The 18,436-nt window shown below is 70.4% G+C and carries 13 protein-coding genes and 2 pseudogenes; 8 read left to right on the forward strand and 7 right to left on the reverse strand.

What is annotated here, in order from left to right; translation table 11 throughout:
* Positions 1 to 522 precede the first annotated feature (522 nt).
* A complete protein-coding gene (locus ACFWBT_RS23415; protein WP_385703470.1) occupies positions 523 to 1,074 on the forward strand; it encodes a YciI family protein in 552 nt (183 codons plus the stop codon).
* 67 nt (positions 1,075 to 1,141) lie between these two features.
* Here the strand turns inward: ACFWBT_RS23415 and ACFWBT_RS23420 are convergent, their stop codons facing one another.
* From ACFWBT_RS23420 to ACFWBT_RS23435, 4 genes are all read right to left on the reverse strand, one after another.
* Positions 1,142 to 2,161, reverse strand: coding sequence for a TolB family protein (locus ACFWBT_RS23420; RefSeq protein WP_385703472.1), 1,020 nt, complete (start codon positions 2,159 to 2,161; stop codon positions 1,142 to 1,144).
* Positions 2,158 to 3,474, reverse strand: coding sequence for an MFS transporter (locus ACFWBT_RS23425; protein ID WP_385703475.1), 1,317 nt, complete (start codon positions 3,472 to 3,474; stop codon positions 2,158 to 2,160). The genes ACFWBT_RS23420 and ACFWBT_RS23425 overlap by 4 nt, the downstream gene beginning before the upstream one ends.
* Position 3,475: 1 nt before the next feature.
* Positions 3,476 to 4,348 (reverse strand): alkaline phosphatase family protein, encoded by an 873-nt coding sequence (locus tag ACFWBT_RS23430; protein WP_385703516.1) that lies wholly within the window; start codon positions 4,346 to 4,348, stop codon positions 3,476 to 3,478.
* A gap of 135 nt (positions 4,349 to 4,483) precedes the next feature.
* Positions 4,484 to 4,921 carry a VOC family protein gene (locus ACFWBT_RS23435; protein ID WP_385703477.1) on the reverse strand — a complete coding sequence of 146 codons (438 nt, stop codon included), beginning with the start codon at positions 4,919 to 4,921 and terminating at the stop codon, positions 4,484 to 4,486.
* A 146-nt stretch (positions 4,922 to 5,067) separates the two neighbouring features.
* On the opposite strand from ACFWBT_RS23435, the gene ACFWBT_RS23440 reads away from it, so the two are divergent.
* Positions 5,068 to 8,064 carry a bifunctional [glutamine synthetase] adenylyltransferase/[glutamine synthetase]-adenylyl-L-tyrosine phosphorylase gene (locus ACFWBT_RS23440; RefSeq protein ID WP_385703479.1) on the forward strand — a complete coding sequence of 999 codons (2,997 nt, stop codon included), beginning with the start codon at positions 5,068 to 5,070 and terminating at the stop codon, positions 8,062 to 8,064.
* 62 nt (positions 8,065 to 8,126) lie between these two features.
* Here the strand turns inward: ACFWBT_RS23440 and ACFWBT_RS23445 are convergent, their stop codons facing one another.
* Both ACFWBT_RS23445 and ACFWBT_RS23450 read right to left on the reverse strand, forming a co-directional pair.
* A complete protein-coding gene (locus ACFWBT_RS23445; protein ID WP_385703481.1) occupies positions 8,127 to 8,987 on the reverse strand; it encodes a phosphatase PAP2 family protein in 861 nt (286 codons plus the stop codon).
* A 108-nt stretch (positions 8,988 to 9,095) separates the two neighbouring features.
* Entirely contained in the window at positions 9,096 to 10,130 is a 1,035-nt protein-coding gene (locus ACFWBT_RS23450; protein WP_266757983.1) for a LacI family DNA-binding transcriptional regulator, read from the reverse strand.
* Between the two features lie 467 nt (positions 10,131 to 10,597).
* On the opposite strand from ACFWBT_RS23450, the gene ACFWBT_RS23455 reads away from it, so the two are divergent.
* The 4 genes from ACFWBT_RS23455 (at position 10,598) to ACFWBT_RS23470 (ending at position 15,815) form a co-directional block, all read left to right on the forward strand.
* Positions 10,598 to 11,872, forward strand: coding sequence for an extracellular solute-binding protein (locus ACFWBT_RS23455; RefSeq protein WP_385703485.1), 1,275 nt, complete (start codon positions 10,598 to 10,600; stop codon positions 11,870 to 11,872).
* A 104-nt stretch (positions 11,873 to 11,976) separates the two neighbouring features.
* Positions 11,977 to 12,981 carry a carbohydrate ABC transporter permease gene (locus ACFWBT_RS23460; protein WP_385703488.1) on the forward strand — a complete coding sequence of 335 codons (1,005 nt, stop codon included), beginning with the start codon at positions 11,977 to 11,979 and terminating at the stop codon, positions 12,979 to 12,981.
* Positions 12,982 to 12,994: 13 nt separating this feature from the next.
* The gene (locus ACFWBT_RS23465; protein ID WP_385703491.1) at positions 12,995 to 13,903 is read left to right on the forward strand and encodes a sugar ABC transporter permease; all 909 of its coding nucleotides are present in this window, start codon (positions 12,995 to 12,997) and stop codon (positions 13,901 to 13,903) included.
* A 232-nt stretch (positions 13,904 to 14,135) separates the two neighbouring features.
* On the forward strand, positions 14,136 to 15,815 hold the full coding sequence (locus ACFWBT_RS23470) for a glycoside hydrolase family 13 protein (protein WP_385703493.1): 1,680 nt from the start codon (positions 14,136 to 14,138) through the stop codon (positions 15,813 to 15,815).
* A 234-nt stretch (positions 15,816 to 16,049) separates the two neighbouring features.
* On the opposite strand, the pseudogene ACFWBT_RS23475 reads toward ACFWBT_RS23470, so the two are convergent.
* A pseudogene (locus tag ACFWBT_RS23475) lies at positions 16,050 to 16,490 on the reverse strand (carbohydrate-binding module family 20 domain-containing protein); the annotation flags it as partial.
* Between the two features lie 72 nt (positions 16,491 to 16,562).
* Here ACFWBT_RS23475 and ACFWBT_RS23480 point away from each other — a divergent pair.
* Both ACFWBT_RS23480 and ACFWBT_RS23485 read left to right on the forward strand, forming a co-directional pair.
* Entirely contained in the window at positions 16,563 to 17,945 is a 1,383-nt protein-coding gene (locus ACFWBT_RS23480; RefSeq protein ID WP_385703496.1) for an alpha-amylase family protein, read from the forward strand.
* Between the two features lie 144 nt (positions 17,946 to 18,089).
* Positions 18,090 to 18,436: pseudogene (locus ACFWBT_RS23485) on the forward strand (hypothetical protein); the annotation flags it as partial.

Consider the following 18,436-nt stretch of genomic DNA (forward strand, 5'->3'; position numbering starts at 1 on the left):
GGGGCCCGCGGGGCGGCCCCCGCCCGCCCCACGGTGTCTTCGGGGCCGGGGTCGGCCCCGGGCGGTGAGGCGGGGGGCCGGGGGTTCGGCTCCCCGCGGGCGGGTCTGTCCGGGGGGTTAGAGTCACGCGCATGGGTGGGGAAGCCGAGGCGCGGAGCGCCCGAAGAGCCGGTGTCCGTACGTGCCTCAGATGCGAACGGCCGCTGCCGCGCAGCCCACGGCGTGTGCCGCGTCTGTTCTGCTCGCGCCGGCATGTGAGGGAGGGGGCGTTTCTGGCAGCGCTCGTCGTCCTCTCGGTCGTGCGGGTGATCCGATGGTGGGCACCCTGGAACTGACCGGTCCCCGCTGCCCGCCGGACGGGTCCTGGGCCTGACGGCGCCGGCCGGGGTCCGAGGGAGTGGGCGGGCCGGGAGGTCCGCGGCGGCGCCGGTGGTCGTGGTGCTGTCTCGTGCTCCGCCGTCAACTCCGCCCCTCGCACGGCCTGTTGGCCGGGGAAGCGGGCCGGTGATGAAGACTGGGGGTATGGAGTTCTTCTGTTATCACCGTGACCGGCCCGGCTCCTTGGAACTGCGCGACGAACTGCTGGAGGAGCACTGGTCCTACATGGACCGGTACGCGGCGGAGATGATCGCCCGCGGCCCGACCCTCGACGGTGACCGGGACGCGCCCACCGGCAGCGTGCACATCGTCGACCTGCCGGATCCCGCGGCCGCCCACGCGTTCGCCTTCGGTGAGCCCGGCTACCAGGCGGGCGTGTACCGCGACGTGCTGGTGCGCCGGTGGCGCAACACGCTGGGGCGCACCATGTGGGAGTTTCCCGGCGGCCGTACCGGTGGCAACCGGTATCTGGTGCTCGGCCTCGGCGCCGGGCGGGCCGCCGACCTCGACGTGCCGCCGGAGCAGGACGGGCTGATCGCCCACGGGCCGCTGCTGTCGGACGACGGTTCCGCCTGGCTGGGTACGGCGGCGCTGGTGCGGGCGCCGGACCCGGACGCGGCCCGCGCCGTCCTCACCCCCGACCGGTACGCCGACATCGAGGTCCACGACTGGCAGTTCGGCGGGCGGCCGTCATGAAGCGAGGCGGCGGCGGACCCGGGTGGGGCCCGCGGTGGCCGCGACGCGACGCGCTGGAGGTGTCTCCCTAGCGCACATACGCGGGAGACACCGCCGCGGTGCTGATGCGCCGCGGCTTTCCCGTGCCGTCGGACGGGACCGTGTACAGGTCGGCTCCGTAGTCGCCGGGGAGGGCGTAGACGAGGGTGTGGTCGTCGCGCCAGACCGCCTGGTCGTCGACGCTGCGGGGCTCGGCGAGCGGGGTTTCGCGCCCGGTGCGCAGGTCGAGGACGTACAGGTGCCAGGGGGCGTCCTGGGGAAGGCCCTTGACGCGCTTCTTGAACGCGACGCGGGTGCCGTCGGGGGAGAGGGAAGGGCATTCGACGTTCGTGCGCAGGGTGGTGACGGTGCGGGTGCGCAGGTCGCCGCGGACCAGGTGGGTGGTGCCGTGCGTGGCCATCGTGGCGTAGAAGGTGCGGTCGTCGTCCGCGAAGGTCACGCCCCAGAAGTTGACGTCGGCCGCGTGGTAGGGCCTGCCGTCCTTCACCACGCGGTACGCCTCCAGGGACGGTGTCAGCCTCCCCGTGCGCGTGTCGACGACGGCCGCCCGGGTCGAGAAGTTCGTGCCCGCGTAGGAGTCGCCGCCCACGAACGCCGTCCAGGCCGCGTACCGGCCGCTGGGCGAGACACGGGCGCGGGACGGGATGCCGGGCACGTCGTAGCGGGCCGTCACGCGCAGACCGGCGTCGAGGATCACCGCCCGGTAGGTGTCGCGGACCGTGCCGTGCACCGCCTGAAGGCACACACCGGTGCCCGAAGCGGCGTAGAAGCGCAGGCACTTGACCTCGGACGCCGTGCGCGGGCCCGACGGGTCGGACGCCGGGACGGCCGTCAGCTCGTCGCGGTGCGGGCCCCACGCCATGTTCCGGAACACCAGCCGCCGGGAGTCGGTCAGGGAGACCCGCCCCGCGGTGATCCGCGGGCCGCCGGGGCGGGCCTCGTTCCTGCGCTCGGCGCGGGCCGAGGCGTGCAGCACGGAGGCCGTCGCGACGCCCGCCAGGACGACCAGGGCGCAGACCAGGACCAGGATGCGGGTTCGCAGCGTCATACGAGGCCTTCTGCCGAGGGGGTGCGGTGGGTGGGGCGCAGGCTCAGGGCGAACAGGGCGCACAGGGCGAGGGCCACGGCCGACGCGGTGAGCGCCGTGCGGTCGCCCCACGCCGTCCACGCCGCGCCGAAGCCGAGCGAGCAGACGAACCGGGCCAGGGCCTGCCCCGTCTGGACCAGCGCGAGCCCGGACGAGCGCAGTTCCTTGGGCACGCTGTCGGAGGCCGCGGCCATGAGCACGCCGTCCGTCGCCGCGTAGAAACCGCCGTGCAGGAGCAGGACGGCGTACGGCAGCGCCGCCCCGTGCCAGGACGTGAGCAGCAGGGCGTACGCGAGGAGCAGGGCGCCGTGTCCGGCCAGGAACACCCGCCACCGGCCGGCCCGGTCCGCGAGGCGGCCGAGCGGGACGGCCAGCAGCAGGAACGCGGCGGCCGTGCCGAGGGGCAGCAGCGCGAACCAGCGGTCCGGCACTCCGAGCCTGCGCTGGAGCAGCAGGAACACGAACGAGTCGCTGACCGTGGCGAGGCCGAGCAGGGTCGCGCAGACCGCGATGCGGCGCAGTTCCGGGCGGCGCAGCAGAGCGAGGGCGGCGCGCAGGGTGGCGCGGGGCGCGGCAGGTGGGCCGGGTGGGCCGGGTGGGGTGGCGGCCCGCGCCGCCGAACCCCCCGGCACGAACAGCACCAGGACCAGGACGCCGGCCACGGCCACGCAGAAACTGACCAGGAACACCGCGTCGTAGCCGTCGACGGTGGCCCGGAGGATCAGGAAGGCGGCCAGCGGGCCCAGCAGGGCGCCCGCCGTGTCCATCGCGCGGTGGACGCCGAAGGCACGGCCGCGGGTCTCCGGGGTGCTGGACAGGGAGATGAGGGCGTCGCGCGGGGCGGTGCGCAGGCCCTTGCCGGTGCGGTCGGCCGCGAGGACCAGGCCGATGGGTGTCAGGGTCTGCGCCACCAGGAGCAGGGGTTTGCAGGCCGCCGAGAGGGCGTACCCGGCGCCCGCCACCCACTTGTGTCGGCCGCCGCCCCGGTCGGCGAGATGCCCCCCGGCCAGGCGGACCACGGCCGAGAAGCCGTTGTAGATCCCGTCGAGGAGCCCGAAGCCCAGCGGGGACAGGCCGAGGCCCGCCACCAGGTACAGGGGCAGTACCGCCGTCACCATCTCCGAGGAGACGTCGGTGATCAGGCTGACCGTGCCGAGTGCCAGCACCGTGGGCGCGACCGCGGCACGGCGCCGCCCGGCGCGGGGCCGGGCGGCGCCTTCCGCGGACGCCGCCGGAGTGTCCGGTGTACCGGCGCGGCTGTCCGCTACGTACATGTCAGGACGTCCAGATGCCCGTGATGTCCTTGGCGGAGGTCGCGTTGCCCGCGTGCGGGAGGCCGTGCATGTCCTCCAGCGTGCGCAGCAGGTCGTAGTGGTTGTAGGTGGTGGTGGAGGAGGAACCCGCGGTCACCCGCTGGCCGTAGAGCACCGTCGGGATCTTGTTGCCGCTGAGCCGGTTGTCCTCGTCGAAGGTGACGACGAGCAGGCTGTTGTGGGTCTTGGCCCAGGTGGCGTACGCGCCCAGGTTGTTCTTCAGCCAGGTGTCGCCGGTGGACACCGAGCAGTCGTGCATGTCGCTGCACAGGTTCGGGACGACGAAGGAGACCTGCGGAAGCGCCGTGTAGTCCGTCGGGAACTGGGCGAACGTCTTGGCGCTGGACGTCGGGACGTTGCTGAAGCCGAACCAGGGGTTGTGCTTGCGCGCGTACGTGCCGCTGCTGCACGTGGTCGAACCCTGGCTGGGCAGGGTCTCGTTGTAGCTGCCCCACGTCCTGCCCGCCGCGATCAGCTCGGAGGCGAGGTTCGGGGCGGACGAGAAGCCGGGCGTGTAGCAGCTGTCGTCGGTGATGCCCTGGGTGGAGCCGGAGAACAGGGCGAAGTAGTTGGGCTGGCTCGGGTGCGTCTCGGCGTACGACCGGGAGAGGTTGGCCCCGCCGGTCTTGAGCGAGTTGATGTACGGCGCGCTGGAGGAGCCGATCACCTGGCTGTACGCGTGGTTCTCGAAGACCACGACGACGACGTGGTCCGGGGTCGGGACCGCGGCCGCGGCCCGGGCGGGGGACGAACCGGCGAACCCGGTCCAGAGCCCGACCGCGGCCGCGGTGAAGGCGAGGGAGGATGCCACGACGGCACGACCGCGGCGGTACACGTTTCTGCCGGACACTTCAGACCTCCGGTGGGGGGAGAGGCGACGATGGCGGTGCGGACAGAGCATGCACACGCCAACATTCCCGGGGCCCACGTCCCTCAACCGGTGGGATGAAGAGCGGATGAACTGCTGCCGTCAGCGATCGCGGGCCAGTTGGCCCAGCACCTGGTGCAGCGGCTCCGTCGCCCGCCGGCGGTACTCCTGGATCGCCCATCCGTTCCCATCGGGGTCCTTGAAATACATGAAGGTGGCCCCGTCCTGCGGGGCGAACGCGACCGGCTCGCTCACGTCGAGACCGCGGCCCGTCAGCTCCTCGTACGCCGCCGCGGCGTCCTGCACGCACAGCTGCATCCCGTGGTACGTCCCCGGCCGCGGCGTCCCCGTCGGGACCTCGAGCCCGTCGACGAGCGCGATCGAACATCCGGACCCGGGCGGCGTCAGCTGCACGATCCGCACCCCTTCCATCACCTCCCCGTCCAGGTCGACATGGAAGCCGACCTTGTCCCGGTAGAACTCCTTGGCCCGGTCCACGTCGGAGACCGGCAGCAGGATCACTTCGAGTGTCATGTCCATGGCTTGACTCCCTTGTCGTGCGGCTCATGGCTCAGTCCACACAAGCCCAGACCGGCGCGGGGCGCCACCCTGGGGACCGGGGTTAGGCTCGCTTCGCACGACCTTGATCCGATGGTCCGTGGAATCCGATCCGACAGGAGGCCGGGATGACGGCGCCGGGGCGCAGAAGCAGTACCTTCACGCGGCTGCTGCGACACGGCTTCACCGATCCGTCGGCCGCCGAGAGGCTCCTGGAGGGGCCCGAACTGGCGCCCGTGCGGTCCGACCCGGTCCTGCTGGACGCGCTCGGCGCCACCGCCGACCCGGACCTCGCGCTCCTCGGACTCGTCCGGCTCGTCGAGGCGCAGGACGGGCACCCCGCGCAGCGGGAGCTGCTCGACACACTGATCGCGGCCAAACCGCTGCGGGACCGGCTGCTGGGCGTGCTCGGCGCCTCCGCCGCGCTCGCCGACCACCTCGCCCGGCACCCGCACGACTGGCAGGCCCTCGTCACCTACGAGGCACAGGACCTGCATCCCGGAGTCCAGGAGTTCGAACGGGGGCTGGCGGACGCGACGGACCCCGTCTCGCTGCGCGTCGCCTACCGCCGCTGCATGCTCTCCATCGCCGCGCGCGACGTGTGCGGCACCACCGACCTCGCCCAGACCGCCGCCGAACTCGCCGACCTCGCCACCGCGACCCTGCGCGCCGCGCTCGCCATCGCCAGGGCCGCCGCGCCCGACGACGCAGCGCTGTGCCGGCTCGCGGTCATCGCGATGGGCAAGTGCGGTGGACACGAGCTGAATTACGTGTCCGACGTCGACGTGATCTTCGTCGGGGAGGGCGTCGAGGGGGCCGACGAGCAGAAGGCCGTGCAGGCGGCCACCCGGCTCGCCTCGCACATGATGCGGATCTGCTCCGAGACGACCGTCGAGGGCAGCATCTGGCCGGTCGACGCCAACCTGCGCCCCGAGGGCCGCAACGGTCCCCTGGTGCGGACGCTCAGCAGCCATCTCGCCTACTACCAGCGATGGGCCAAGACCTGGGAGTTCCAGGCCCTGCTCAAGGCCCGCCCCGTCGCGGGTGACCTGGAGCTGGGCGAGAAGTACGTGGCCACGCTCTCCCCGCTGGTGTGGCAGGCCGCCGAGCGGGAGAACTTCGTCGCCGACGTGCAGAAGATGCGGCGCCGCGTCGTCGAGAACATCCCGGCCGCCGAGATCGAGCGGGAGCTGAAGCTCGCTCCGGGAGGGCTCCGGGACGTCGAATTCGCCGTACAGCTCCTGCAGTTGGTGCACGGCCGGGCCGACACGTCCTTGCGCAGCGGTACGACACTGGACGCCCTCAAGGCGCTCGCGGCGGGCGGATACGTGGGACGCGCCGACGCCGTACAGCTGGACGACGCCTACCGCTTCCTGCGGACGATGGAACACCGCATCCAGCTCTTCCGGCTGCGGCGCACGCATCTGGTGCCGGAGGACCAGGCCGATCTGCGGCGGATCGGGCGGTCGCTCGGGCTGCGCGCCGACCCGGTCAAGGAACTGAACCGGGAGTGGAAGCGGCACGCGGCCATGGTGCGGCGGCTGCACGAGAAGCTGTTCTACCGGCCGCTGCTCGACGCCGTGGCCCAACTGGCGCCGGTCGAGGCCCGGTTGAGCCCGGACGCGGCCCGGGAACGGCTCATCGCCCTCGGGTACGCCGATCCGGCCGCCGCGCTGCGCCACCTGGAGGCGCTGGCCTCCGGGGTCAGCCGCAAGGCCGCGATCCAACGGACCCTGCTCCCGGTGCTGTTGGGGTGGTTCGCGGACTCCGCCGACCCCGACGCCGGCCTGCTCAACTTCCGCAAGGTGTCGGACGCGCTCGGCAAGACCCCCTGGTATCTGCGCCTGCTACGGGACGAGGGCGCCGCCGCCGAGAACCTCGCGCGGGTGCTCTCGGCGGGGCGGCTCGCGCCGGACCTGCTGATGCGGGCGCCGGAGGCGGTGGCACTGCTGGGCGACGGGGAGGGCGGCGGCCTCGAACCGCGCGACCGCGCCCATCTGGAACAGGAGATCCTCGCCGCGGTGCGGCGGGCCGACGGCGGCGAGCAGGCGGTGACCGCCGCGCGCGGCGTGCGGCGGCGGGAGCTGTTCCGCACCGCCGCGACGGACATCATCGCCTCGTACGGAACCGAGGAGACGCCGGCCGTCGCCGATCAGGGGGCACTGGTCGACCTGGTCGGCGGCGCGGTGTCCGATCTGACTGCGGCGACGCTGGCGGGCACGCTGCGGGCCGTGGTGCGGGACGGCTGGGGGGACACGCTCCCCACGCGGTTCTCGGTGATCGGGATGGGCCGCTTCGGGGGCCATGAGCTCGGCTACGGCTCCGACGCGGACGTGCTCTTCGTGCACGAGCCGCGGGAGGGCGTGGCCGAACAGGAGGCGTCGCGGGCCGCGAACGCCGTGGTGTCCGAGATGCGGCGGCTGCTCCAGCTGCCCAGCGCGGACCCGCCGCTGCTGATCGACGCGGATCTGCGGCCCGAGGGGAAGTCCGGGCCGCTGGTCCGGAGCCTGAACTCGTACGAGGCGTACTACCGGCGCTGGTCGCTGGTGTGGGAGTCGCAGGCGCTGCTGCGCGCGGAGGTCGTGGCGGGGGACGCGGACCTCGGGAGCCGCTTCATCGAGCTGGTCGATCCGCTGCGGTATCCGGCGGAGGGTCTCGGCGAGGAGGCCGTGCGGGAGATCCGGCGGCTGAAGGCCCGGATGGAGACGGAGCGGCTGCCGCGCGGCGCCGACCCCACGCTGCACACCAAGCTCGGGCGCGGCGGTCTCTCCGACGTGGAGTGGACGGTTCAGCTGATCCAGCTCCAGCACGGCTGGGTCGAGCCGGGCCTGCGGACGACCCGGACGCGGGAGGCGCTGGCCGCCGCCTGCGCGGCGGATCTGCTGTCCGCGGAGTACGCGGCGACGCTGGACGAGGCGTGGGTCCTGGCCACCCGTGTCCGGAACGCCGTCATGCTCGTGCGGGGCCGGGCCGGGGACACCTTCCCCTCGGACGGCCGTGAGCTCGCCGCCGTGGGCCGCTACCTGGGGTACGACCCGGGGCACGTCGGGGACATGCTCGACGACTACCGGCGGACCACCCGGCGGGCCCGGGCCGTGGTGGACGAGCTGTTCTACGGAGCCTGAGGAACCCCCGGACGGTCACGGAACGTGACGGCGGGCGGCGGGCGGCGGGCGGCGGTCAGGCGTCAGACCTTCAGCGGCAGGGCCGGCGCCCCGCGCGTTCCCGGTACCCACTGCGGCAGGGAGTACGGCAGCGCCCCGTACCACAGGCGCGCCACCAGGAAGCCGAAGGCGAGGCAGAGCAGGCCGCCCACCGCGTCCAGCCAGAAGTGGTTCGCGGTGGCGACGATGACCAGCAGCGTGGCCGCCGGATAGAGGATGCCGAGGATGCGGGCCCAGGGGGCCGAGGCCAGCGCGAAGACGGTCAGGCCGCACCACAGGGACCAGCCGATGTGCATGGACGGCATCGCGGCGTACTGGTTGGACATGTGTTTCAGGTCGCCGGAGGCCATCGAGCCCCAGGTCTGGTGGACCATGACCGTGTCGACGAAGGTGCCGCCGGTCATCAGGCGGGGTGGCGCGAGCGGGAAGAAGTAGTAGCCCACGAGAGCCACCGCCGTGGTCGCGAACAGGACAAGACGGGCCGCCGCGTAGCGGCCCGGATGACAGCGGTACAGCCAGACAAGAACACTCAGCGTCACCACGAAGTGCAGCGTCGCGTAGTAGTAGTTCATGCCGATGATCAACCATGTCACCGAGTTCACGGCGTGGTTGACGGACTCCTCGACGGCGACGCCGAGGTGGTGTTCCACCTGCCAGATCCAGTCCGCGTTGCGCAGCGCTTCGCGTCGCTGCTCCGGAACGGCGTTCCGGATCAGCGAATACGTCCAGTAACTCACGGCGATGAGCAGGATCTCGAACCAGAGGCGGGGGCGACGCGGGGCCCGCATACGACGCAGGAGTTTGTTCCCCGCCTTCTCCTCCGCGACGGGTTGTGGAGTGGCCTGCTCCCGGCCTTCCAGTGTCGTCACGGTCGTCTCACCCATAGGCGCAGAGTCTGCCAGAAAAGCTTTCCCGCACCGATCATCCCCTGGTCGGGTCCTCGTCGCACGTTCTACGCCCGGGGGAGGCGGAAGGCCCTCCGGCCATCCTCCCTAGGGACGATTCCGGTCCCCAGGGGCAGAAGCGGTCGAACCGCGCACCACCAGTTCCGGCATGAACACGAATTCGCTGTGCGGCGCGGGCGTCCCGCCGATCTCCTCCAGCAGCGTGCGCACCGCGGCCTGTCCCATCGCGGGCACCGGCTTGCGGATCGTCGTGAGCGGCGGGTCGGTGAAGGCGATCAGCGGCGAATCGTCGAATCCGACGACCGAGATGTCCTTGGGGACCTCCAGGCCGCGCTGGCGCGCCGCCCGTATCGCGCCGAGCGCCATCATGTCGCTGGCGCACACGATCGCCGTGCAGCCGCGGTCCATCAGGGCGCTCGCGGCGGCCTGGCCGCCCTCGAGCGTGTACAGCGAGTGCTGGACCAGTCGCTCCTCGACATCGGCGGGGCTCAGGTTCAGCTGCTCCTGCATGGTGCGCACGAAGCCCTCGATCTTGCGCTGGACCGGCACGAACCGCTTGGGGCCGAGGGCGAGTCCGATGCTGGTGTGCCCGAGCGAGGCGAGGTGGGTGACCGCGAGCGCCATCGCCGCGCGGTCGTCCGGCGAGATGAACGGCGCCTGCACCTTGGGCGAAAAGCCGTCGACCAGGACGAACGGGACACCTTGACCGCGCAGTTGCTCGTACCGCTGCATGTCGGCGGAGGTGTCGGCGTGCAGGCCGGAGACGAAGATGATGCCGGCGACCCCGCGGTCGACCAGCATCTCGGTCAGCTCGTCCTCGGTGGAGCCGCCCGGGGTCTGGGTCGCGAGGACGGGGGTGTAGCCCTGGCGCGTCAAGGCCTGCCCGATGACCTGCGCGAGGGCAGGGAATATCGGGTTCTCCAGCTCGGGGGTTATGAGGCCCACCAGGCCCTCGCTGCGCTGTCGCAGGCGCACCGGGCGCTCGTAGCCCAGTACGTCGAGCGCGGCCAGGACGGACTGGCGGGTGGTCGCGGCGACGCCCGGCTTCCCGTTCAGGACGCGGCTGACAGTCGCCTCACTGACCCCCGCCTGGGCTGCGATGTCGGCAAGCCGTGTGGTCACAGGATTGGACTGTACCGGTCGCATCTCACCCTGCCCACCAACCAGACGCCGTGTGCGGGCGGTTGATCGGCCCGCTCCGGGCTGCTGCGTCATCGCGCTCCCTCGTGTTCTGGTCGGCTCGGCGTCCCGCGCGTGCGCCGCGGGAAGGGGTGGCTCCTGCAAGGCGCTGAAGGGCGATGATCCCCCGTACCGGACAGCGATGGCAAGAGCTTGCAGAGTCTTGCACAGGGGCCCACATGTCTGCTGAGCGGCGCGGTATCAGGGTTTCGAGGTGGACGCCACGAGGTCACGGCGGCGTAACTCTCGGCAGCTCTTGCACTTTTTTGCTGCAAGGTCTTTCGCGCCGCTTACATGGCTGTTACGTTCACGTCGCCCGGCGGACGCAACGGCGCAGTCGGCAAGTCGGCAAGGGGATCGGGCGGGACCGATTCCCCACCTACTCGGGCTTTCACCCTCAAGGAGATCTCATGCGGCGTGGCATAGCGGCCACCGCGCTGGTGGCGTCCTTCGCCCTCGCGGCGACGGCCTGTGGCGGCAGTGACAGCGGCGACGGCAAGTCTGCCGGTCCCACCACCATCACCTGGTGGGACACTTCGAACGCCACCAATGAGGCGCCGACGTACAAGGCCCTGGCCAAGGAATTCGAGAAGGCCAACCCCAGCATCAAGGTCAAGTACGTCAACGTCCCCTTCGACCAGGCGCAGAACAAGTTCGACACGGCGGCCGGTTCCAAGGGCGCCCCGGACATCCTGCGCTCCGAGGTCGGCTGGACCCCGGCCTTCGCGAAGAAGGGCTACTTCCTGCCGCTCGACGGCACCGCGGCCCTCTCGGACCAGGCGAAGTTCCAGCCCAACCTGATCGAGCAGGCCAAGTTCGACGGCAAGACGTACGGTGTGCCGTTCGTCACCGACACCCTCGCGCTCGTCTACAACAAGGCGCTGTACAAGAAGGCCGGCATCACCGAGGCCCCGAAGACCTGGGCCGACCTGAAGACCGCCGCCGCGACGATCAAGAAGAAGACGGGCGTCGACGGCTACTGGGGCTCGACCCAGGCCTACTACGCGCAGTCCTTCCTCTACGGCGAGGGCACCAACACCGTCGACGCCGACGCCAAGAAGATCACGGTGAACTCGCCCGAGGCCAAGAAGGCCTTCGGCACCTGGCAGGGTCTGTTCTCCGGCAAGGGCCTGCACAAGGCGGACACCACCGCCGACGCGTACGCCCACATCCAGGACGCCTTCGTCAACGGCAAGGTCGCCTCGATCGTCCAGGGCCCGTGGGAGATCACCAACTTCTACAAGGGCTCGGCCTTCTCGGACAAGACGAACCTCGGTATCGCCACCGTCCCGGCCGGCTCCACCGGCAAGGCGGGCGCCCCGACCGGCGGCCACAACCTCTCCGTGTACGCGGGTTCGGACAAGGCCCACCAGGAGGCCTCGCTGAAGTTCGTGAAGTTCATGACCTCCGCGAAGTCGCAGTCGACGATCGCGCTCAAGAACTCCACGCTGCCGACGCGTGACGACGCCTACACCGCCGAGGTCAAGGCCGACCCGGGCATCGCCGGCTACCAGGGCGTCCTCCCCGCCGCCCAGCCGCGCCCGGCGCTTCCCGAGTACGGCTCCCTGTGGGGCCCGCTCGACACCGAGCTGCCGAAGATCGCGGGTGGCAAGGAGTCCCTGGACAAGGGCCTGAGCAACGCCGAACTGGCGATCGCCAAGCTGGTCCCGGACTTCAGCAAGTGAGCCCGTGTGGCCGCCGGATCCCTCCCCGGGACAATCGGGGGAACGGAACCGGCGGCCACCGGCTGTGTGCGCCCAACTCCTGATCTTGCAGAAGGTGTCGAACCATGACAGTCGCCATCGACCGAGCGACCGGCAAGCGCCGCGGTGACCGAGCACCGCGTCCCGGCCGGATGCAGCGTCTGAAGCACTCGTACCAGAAGTATTGGTATGCGTACGCGATGATCGCCCCGGTCGTCGTCGTACTCGGCGGATTGGTGCTCTATCCCCTGGTGCGGGGCCTCTATCTGACGTTCACGGACGCCAACAGCCTCAACTCGGCCCGCACGATCGGCGTCAACCACATCGACGCCACCTACAAGTTCATCGGCCTGGACAACTACAAGGACATCCTGTGGGGTCCGACGTCGTACGACCGCTTCTGGTCGCACTTCATCTGGACCATCGCCTGGACCGTCCTGTGTGTCGCCCTGCACTACTGCATCGGCCTGGGTCTCGCGCTGCTGCTCAACCAGAAGCTGCGCGGCCGGACGTTCTACCGGCTGATCCTGGTGCTGCCCTGGGCCGTGCCGACCTTCGTCACCGTCTTCGGCTGGCGCTTCATGCTCGCCGACGGCGGCATCATCAACTCCATGCTCGACGCGGTGCACCTGCCGGCGCCCGCGTGGCTGGAGGACACCTTCTGGCAGCGGTTCGCCGCGATCATGGTGAACACCTGGTGCGGTGTGCCGTTCATGATGGTCTCGCTGCTCGGCGGACTGCAGTCCATCGACGCCACGCTGTACGAGGCCGCCGAGATGGACGGCGCGAACGCCTGGCAGCAGTTCCGCTTCGTGACCCTGCCGGGTCTCAGGTCGGTCAGCTCCACCGTCGTGCTCCTCGGCATCATCTGGACGTTCAACCAGTTCGCGGTGATCTTCCTGCTGTTCGGCAACACCGCGCAGGACGCGCAGATCCTCGTCACCTGGGCCTACTACCTCGGCTTCGGACAGCAGCCGCGCGACTTCGCGCAGTCGGCGGCCTACGGCATGCTGCTGCTGGCCATCCTGATCGTCTTCACCTCCTTCTACCGCCGCTGGCTGAACCGCAATGACCAGCAGCTCGCGATCTGAGGCAGGAGTCTCCATGAGCACCACCACACTTCAGACGCCTCCGGCCGAGCAGACCTCCGGGCACGAGGAGGCGCCGCGTCCGGCACGCAAGCGCGGTCGGCGCGGCCTCGCCGGCTCGCTCGTCTCCCACGGCATCCTGATCGTCGCGAGCCTGGTCGCGCTGTTCCCGATCGCCTGGCTCGTCTACCTGTCCCTCGGCCCGGACAAGGACGACTATCTGCACCCCGAACGCATCTGGGACACGATGACGTTCGACAACTACTCCTTCGTGCTCCAGCACACGAACTTCTTCGAGTGGATGAAGAGTTCGCTCATCGTGTCGCTGGGCACCACGGTCGTCGGCGTGATGGTCGCGGCCACCACCGGCTACGCGGTCTCGCGCATGCGCTTCCCCGGCTACAAGAAGTTCATGTGGGTCCTGCTGGTCACCCAGATGTTCCCGATCGCCGTGCTCATCGTGCCGATGTACCAGATCCTCTCGGACCTGCAGCTCATCGACTCCTACCTCGGCCTGATCCTCGTCTACTGCTCGACGGCGGTGCCCTACAGCGCCTGGCTGCTCAAGGGCTACTTCGACACCATTCCGTTCGAGATCGACGAGGCCGGCCGCGTCGACGGGCTGAGCCCCTTCGGCACCTTCTTCCGGTTGATCCTGCCGCTCGCCAAGCCGGGTCTCGCGGTGGCGGCGTTCTACAATTTCATCACCGCGTTCGGTGAGGTCGCCTTCGCCTCGACGTTCATGCTGGACGACTCGAAGTACACCTTCGCCGTCGGACTGCAGAGCTTCGTCAGCGAGCACGACGCGCAGCGCAACCTGATGGCCGCGACGGCCGTACTCGTCGCGATACCCGTCTCCGCCTTCTTCTACCTCGTGCAGAAGAACCTGGTGACCGGACTCACCGCGGGCGGAACGAAGGGCTGATCCGCCGAGGAGATCCCTGCTCGCCCAAGACTCCCGCGCGCTCGACGCGCGCGGGTGGCGGCCGCGGTGCCCATCCGACCCCGCCGGTACCGCGGCCGCCTCATCCCCCCGCCCCGACGCCTCTCGCCCCGTGCTCAGGGCATCGCGTGAGCAGGGGGTCGCCCCCACAGCCGTTTCCTCCCCGCACCCGACCGCGTTCGGGTGGGAGGACCCCCATCGCATCAAGGACGCCATGAGCCAGCACTCCGCCGACCAGGCCCCGAACTCCGGTCTCGCCACTGTCGCCGCGCACCGCGACTGGTGGCGCGACGCGGTGATCTACCAGGTCTATCCGCGCAGCTTCGCCGACAGCAACGGCGACGGCATGGGCGACCTGGAGGGCGTACGCTCCCGACTTCCGTACCTGCGCGACCTCGGCGTGGACGCCGTGTGGCTCAGCCCCTTCTACGCCTCGCCGCAGGCCGACGCCGGCTACGACGTGGCGGACTACCGGGCCGTCGACCCCATGTTCGGCAACCTGCTGGACGCCGACGCGCTGATCCGCGACGCCCACGGTCTCGGCCTGCGGATCATCGTCGACCTGGTGCCCAACCACTCGTCCGACCAGCACGAGTGGTTCAAGCGCGCCCTGCGCGAGGGCCCCGGCTCCGACCTGCGTGACCGCTACCACTTCCGTCCCGGCAAGGGCGAGAACGGCGAACTGCCGCCCAACGACTGGGAGTCCATCTTCGGCGGCCCGGCCTGGACCCGGGTCACCGAGCCGGACGGCACCCCGGGCGAGTGGTACCTGCACCTCTTCGCGCCCGAGCAGCCCGACTTCAACTGGGAACACCCCGCCGTGGGCGACGAGTTCCGCTCGATCCTGCGGTTCTGGCTGGACATGGGCGTCGACGGCTTCCGTATCGACGTCGCGCACGGCATGGTCAAGGCGGAGGGCCTGCCCGACCTCGGCGACCACGACCAGCTGAAACTGCTGGGCAACGATGTCATGCCGTTCTTCGACCAGGACGGCGTGCACGAGATCTACCGGCAGTGGCGCACGATCCTCGACGAGTACTCCGGCGAGCGCATCTTCGTCGCCGAGGCATGGACGCCCACCATCGAGCGCACCGCCAACTACGTGCGCCCCGACGAGCTGCACCAGGCCTTCAACTTCCAGTACCTGGGCACCCATTGGGACGCGGCCGAGCTGCGCTCCGTGATCGACCGCACGCTCGACGCGATGCGGCCGGTCGGTGCCCCCTCCACCTGGGTGCTGTCCAACCACGACGTGACCCGGCACGCCACCCGCTTCGCCAACGAGGCCGGCCTCGGCACCCAGATCCGCACCGCGGGCGACCGGGCGCTGGGTCTGCGCCGGGCCCGCGCGGCGAGCCTGCTGATGCTGGCCCTGCCCGGCTCGGCCTACGTCTACCAGGGCGAGGAGCTCGGCCTGCCCGACGTCGTCGACCTGCCGGACGAGGCGCGCCAGGACCCCGCCTTCTTCCGGGGCGCCGGACAGGACGGCTTCCGCGACGGCTGCCGGGTGCCGATCCCGTGGACCCGCGCCGGCTCCTCGTACGGCTTCGGCGACGGGGGCAGCTGGCTGCCGCAGCCCGCCGAGTGGGCCGAGCTGAGCATCGAGGCGCAGACCGGCACGGAGGGCTCCACCCTGGAGCTGTACCGCGCCGCGCTCGCCGTCCGGCGTGAGCGCTCCGACCTCGGCGCGGGCGACACCATCAGCTGGCTGGAGGCACCGGAAGGCGTCCTCGCCTTCCGGCGCGGTGAGTTCGTCTGCACCGCGAACACCGGGAGCGAGGCCGTTTCGGTCCCCGCGTACGGCCGGGTGCTCGTCGCGAGCGGCGAGGTGACCCTGTCGCAGGACGGCGAGGCGAAGCTGCCCGCCGACACGACCGTGTGGTGGGCGGTCTGATCCACACGTGAGCGGTGCTCCGGTCCTGACCACCGGGGCGCCGCTCGTCCCATGGGTGTCCTGACCCATGCGAGAGCGGTGCTCCGGTATACCTGACGGTCGGAGCACCGCTTCCGTGTGCGGCCCCTGTTTCCAGGTGCCGCTCACCCGCCGCACCCGGCGCCCGAGCCGGTGGTGCAGGCGGCGATTGCTCCCGGACTCCCAGGTGACGTTCCCCGAGGAGTCCTTCTTGAGGTACGGGTACGCGATCGTGCCGTTCCCCGGCACCGACACGTCCGTCTTCCGGACCGGACAGCCGGACGAGGACAGCTTCACCGCGCTCGCCGGGTTCCGGCCGCTCAGCGCGGGCCCCGAACCGACCACGTACACGTTCGTGCCCGAGGTGGTCGACGCGTACGCACCGAAGGTGGCCGTGACCGTCCCGGCGCCCGGATCGGTGCCGTCCGCGAGACCGGCCGTATACGCGTAGGTGTTGACGCCCGAGCTGCCGGTCCGCCGAGGTTCGGCGCGACGGTGACCAGCGGCCGGGGGACCTTCCTCGTCGCAAGGCCATCGGGACGCGGCTCCTCTCCGGGTCCGGTCGGCACGGCCGCGGGGCGCGGGGCCGACCCCGTGTGGAGCGTGGGACCGCCGAAGGGGGCGCGTCAATAAGGGAGTTGGAAGTTCTTTCGACATCTTGCTGAAACTTGATTGCAAGCGGTACGTTCCGATCCCCCCACCCGCACGACGAAGTGCAGGAGTACACACATGGCAAGGAAAACGCTTGCGGCCTCGTTCGCCCTCGCGGCGGGCCTGGCGGTCTCGGTGACCGTTCCCCCCGGTACGGCGGCGGCCTCGCCGCCGGGCACCAAGGACGTCACCGCCGTCATGTTCGAGTGGAAATTCGACTCGGTCGCCAAGGAATGCACCAACACGCTGGGCCCCGCCGGATACGGCTACGTCCAGGTGTCCCCGCCCGCCGAGCACATACAGGGCTCGCAGTGGTGGACCTCGTACCAGCCCGTGAGCTACAGGATCGCCGGCCGGCTCGGCGACGCCACCGCCTTCAAGAACATGGTCAGCACCTGCCACACGGCCGGTGTGAAGGTCGTGGCGGACACGGTGATCAACCACATGGCGGCCGGTTCCGGTACCGGCACGGGCGGTTCTTCGTACACGAAGTACAACTACCCGGGCCTCTACTCCTCCGCCGACATGGACAACTGCACGTCCTCCATCAGCGACTACACCAACCGGTCCAACGTCCAGAACTGTGAACTCGTCGGTCTCGCCGACCTGGACACCGGCGAGGACTACGTCCGGTCGGCCATCGCCGGATACATGAACACCCTGCTCGGCTACGGCGTCGACGGTTTCCGGATCGACGCGGCCAAGCACATGCCGGCCGCCGACCTGGCCAACATCAAGTCCCGGCTGAGCAATCCGTCCGTCTACTGGAAGCAGGAGGCCATCTACGGCGCGGGCGAGGCCGTCCAGCCCACCGAGTACACCGGCAACGGCGATGTCCAGGAGTTCCGCTACGCCTACGACCTCAAGCGGGTCTTCAACAACGAGAACCTCGCCTACCTGAAGAACTACGGCGAGGGCTGGGGCTACATGAGCAGCTCGGTCTCGGCGGTCTTCGTCGACAACCACGACACCGAGCGCAACGGCTCGACGCTCAACTACAAGGACGGGGCGAACTACACCCTCGCCAACGTCTTCATGCTGGCCCACCCCTACGGCGCCCCCGACATCAACTCCGGCTACGAGTGGTCCGACGCGGACGCCGGACCGCCCAACGGCGGCACCGTCAATGCCTGTTGGCAGGACGGCTGGAAGTGCCAGCACGCCTGGCCGGAGATCAAGTCGATGGTCGCCTTCCGCAACACCACCCGCGGGCAGTCCCTCACCAACTGGTGGGACAACGGCGGCGACGCCGTCGCCTTCGGCCGCGGCAGCAAGGGCTTCGTTGCCATCAACCACGAGACCTCCTCGCTCAGCCGGACGTACAGCACCTCGCTCGCCGCGGGCACGTACTGCAACGTCCAGAACAACACGAGCGTCACAGTGAACAGTTCGGGCCAGTTCACGGCGACGCTGGGTGCCAACACGGCCCTCGCGATCTACGCGGGCAAGTCCAGCTGCTGAAACCTCTTTCTGCACGTTGCAAGACTCTTGCTGTAAACCTTGCGTGAGCGATACGGTCACGCGGGCGTTCGGCATCGTGGCCGAAACGCTGCGCGGGGTCGGACCCGAGTACGCCGTAATCGCTAGGAGTTCACAACTGTGGACCTGATACCGAGAGGGCCGGCGCGCCGCTTCGGCCGCCCCAGGCTGCGCGCAGCCGTCCTCGCCGCCGCATTGGCCGTATCGCTTGCGCAACCCCTCGTGGCGCGGGCCCAGACCCCGCCAGCACCGCCGTCCGACGCGAAGCTCGCCGCCGAGCCCTCGCGACACGACGCCACCCGTGACCAGTTCTACTTCGTGATGCCGGATCGTTTCGCCAACGGCGACACGTCCAACGACGAGGGCGGACTGACCGGTTCCCGGCTGTCGACCGGCTACGACCCCACCGACAAGGGCTTCTACCAGGGCGGCGACCTCAAGGGCCTGACGAAGCGGCTCGACTACATCAAGGC

It is taken from the genome of Streptomyces sp. NPDC060027, assembly GCF_042737005.1.
In the GTDB taxonomy this organism is placed as follows: Bacteria; Actinomycetota; Actinomycetes; order Streptomycetales; family Streptomycetaceae; genus Streptomyces.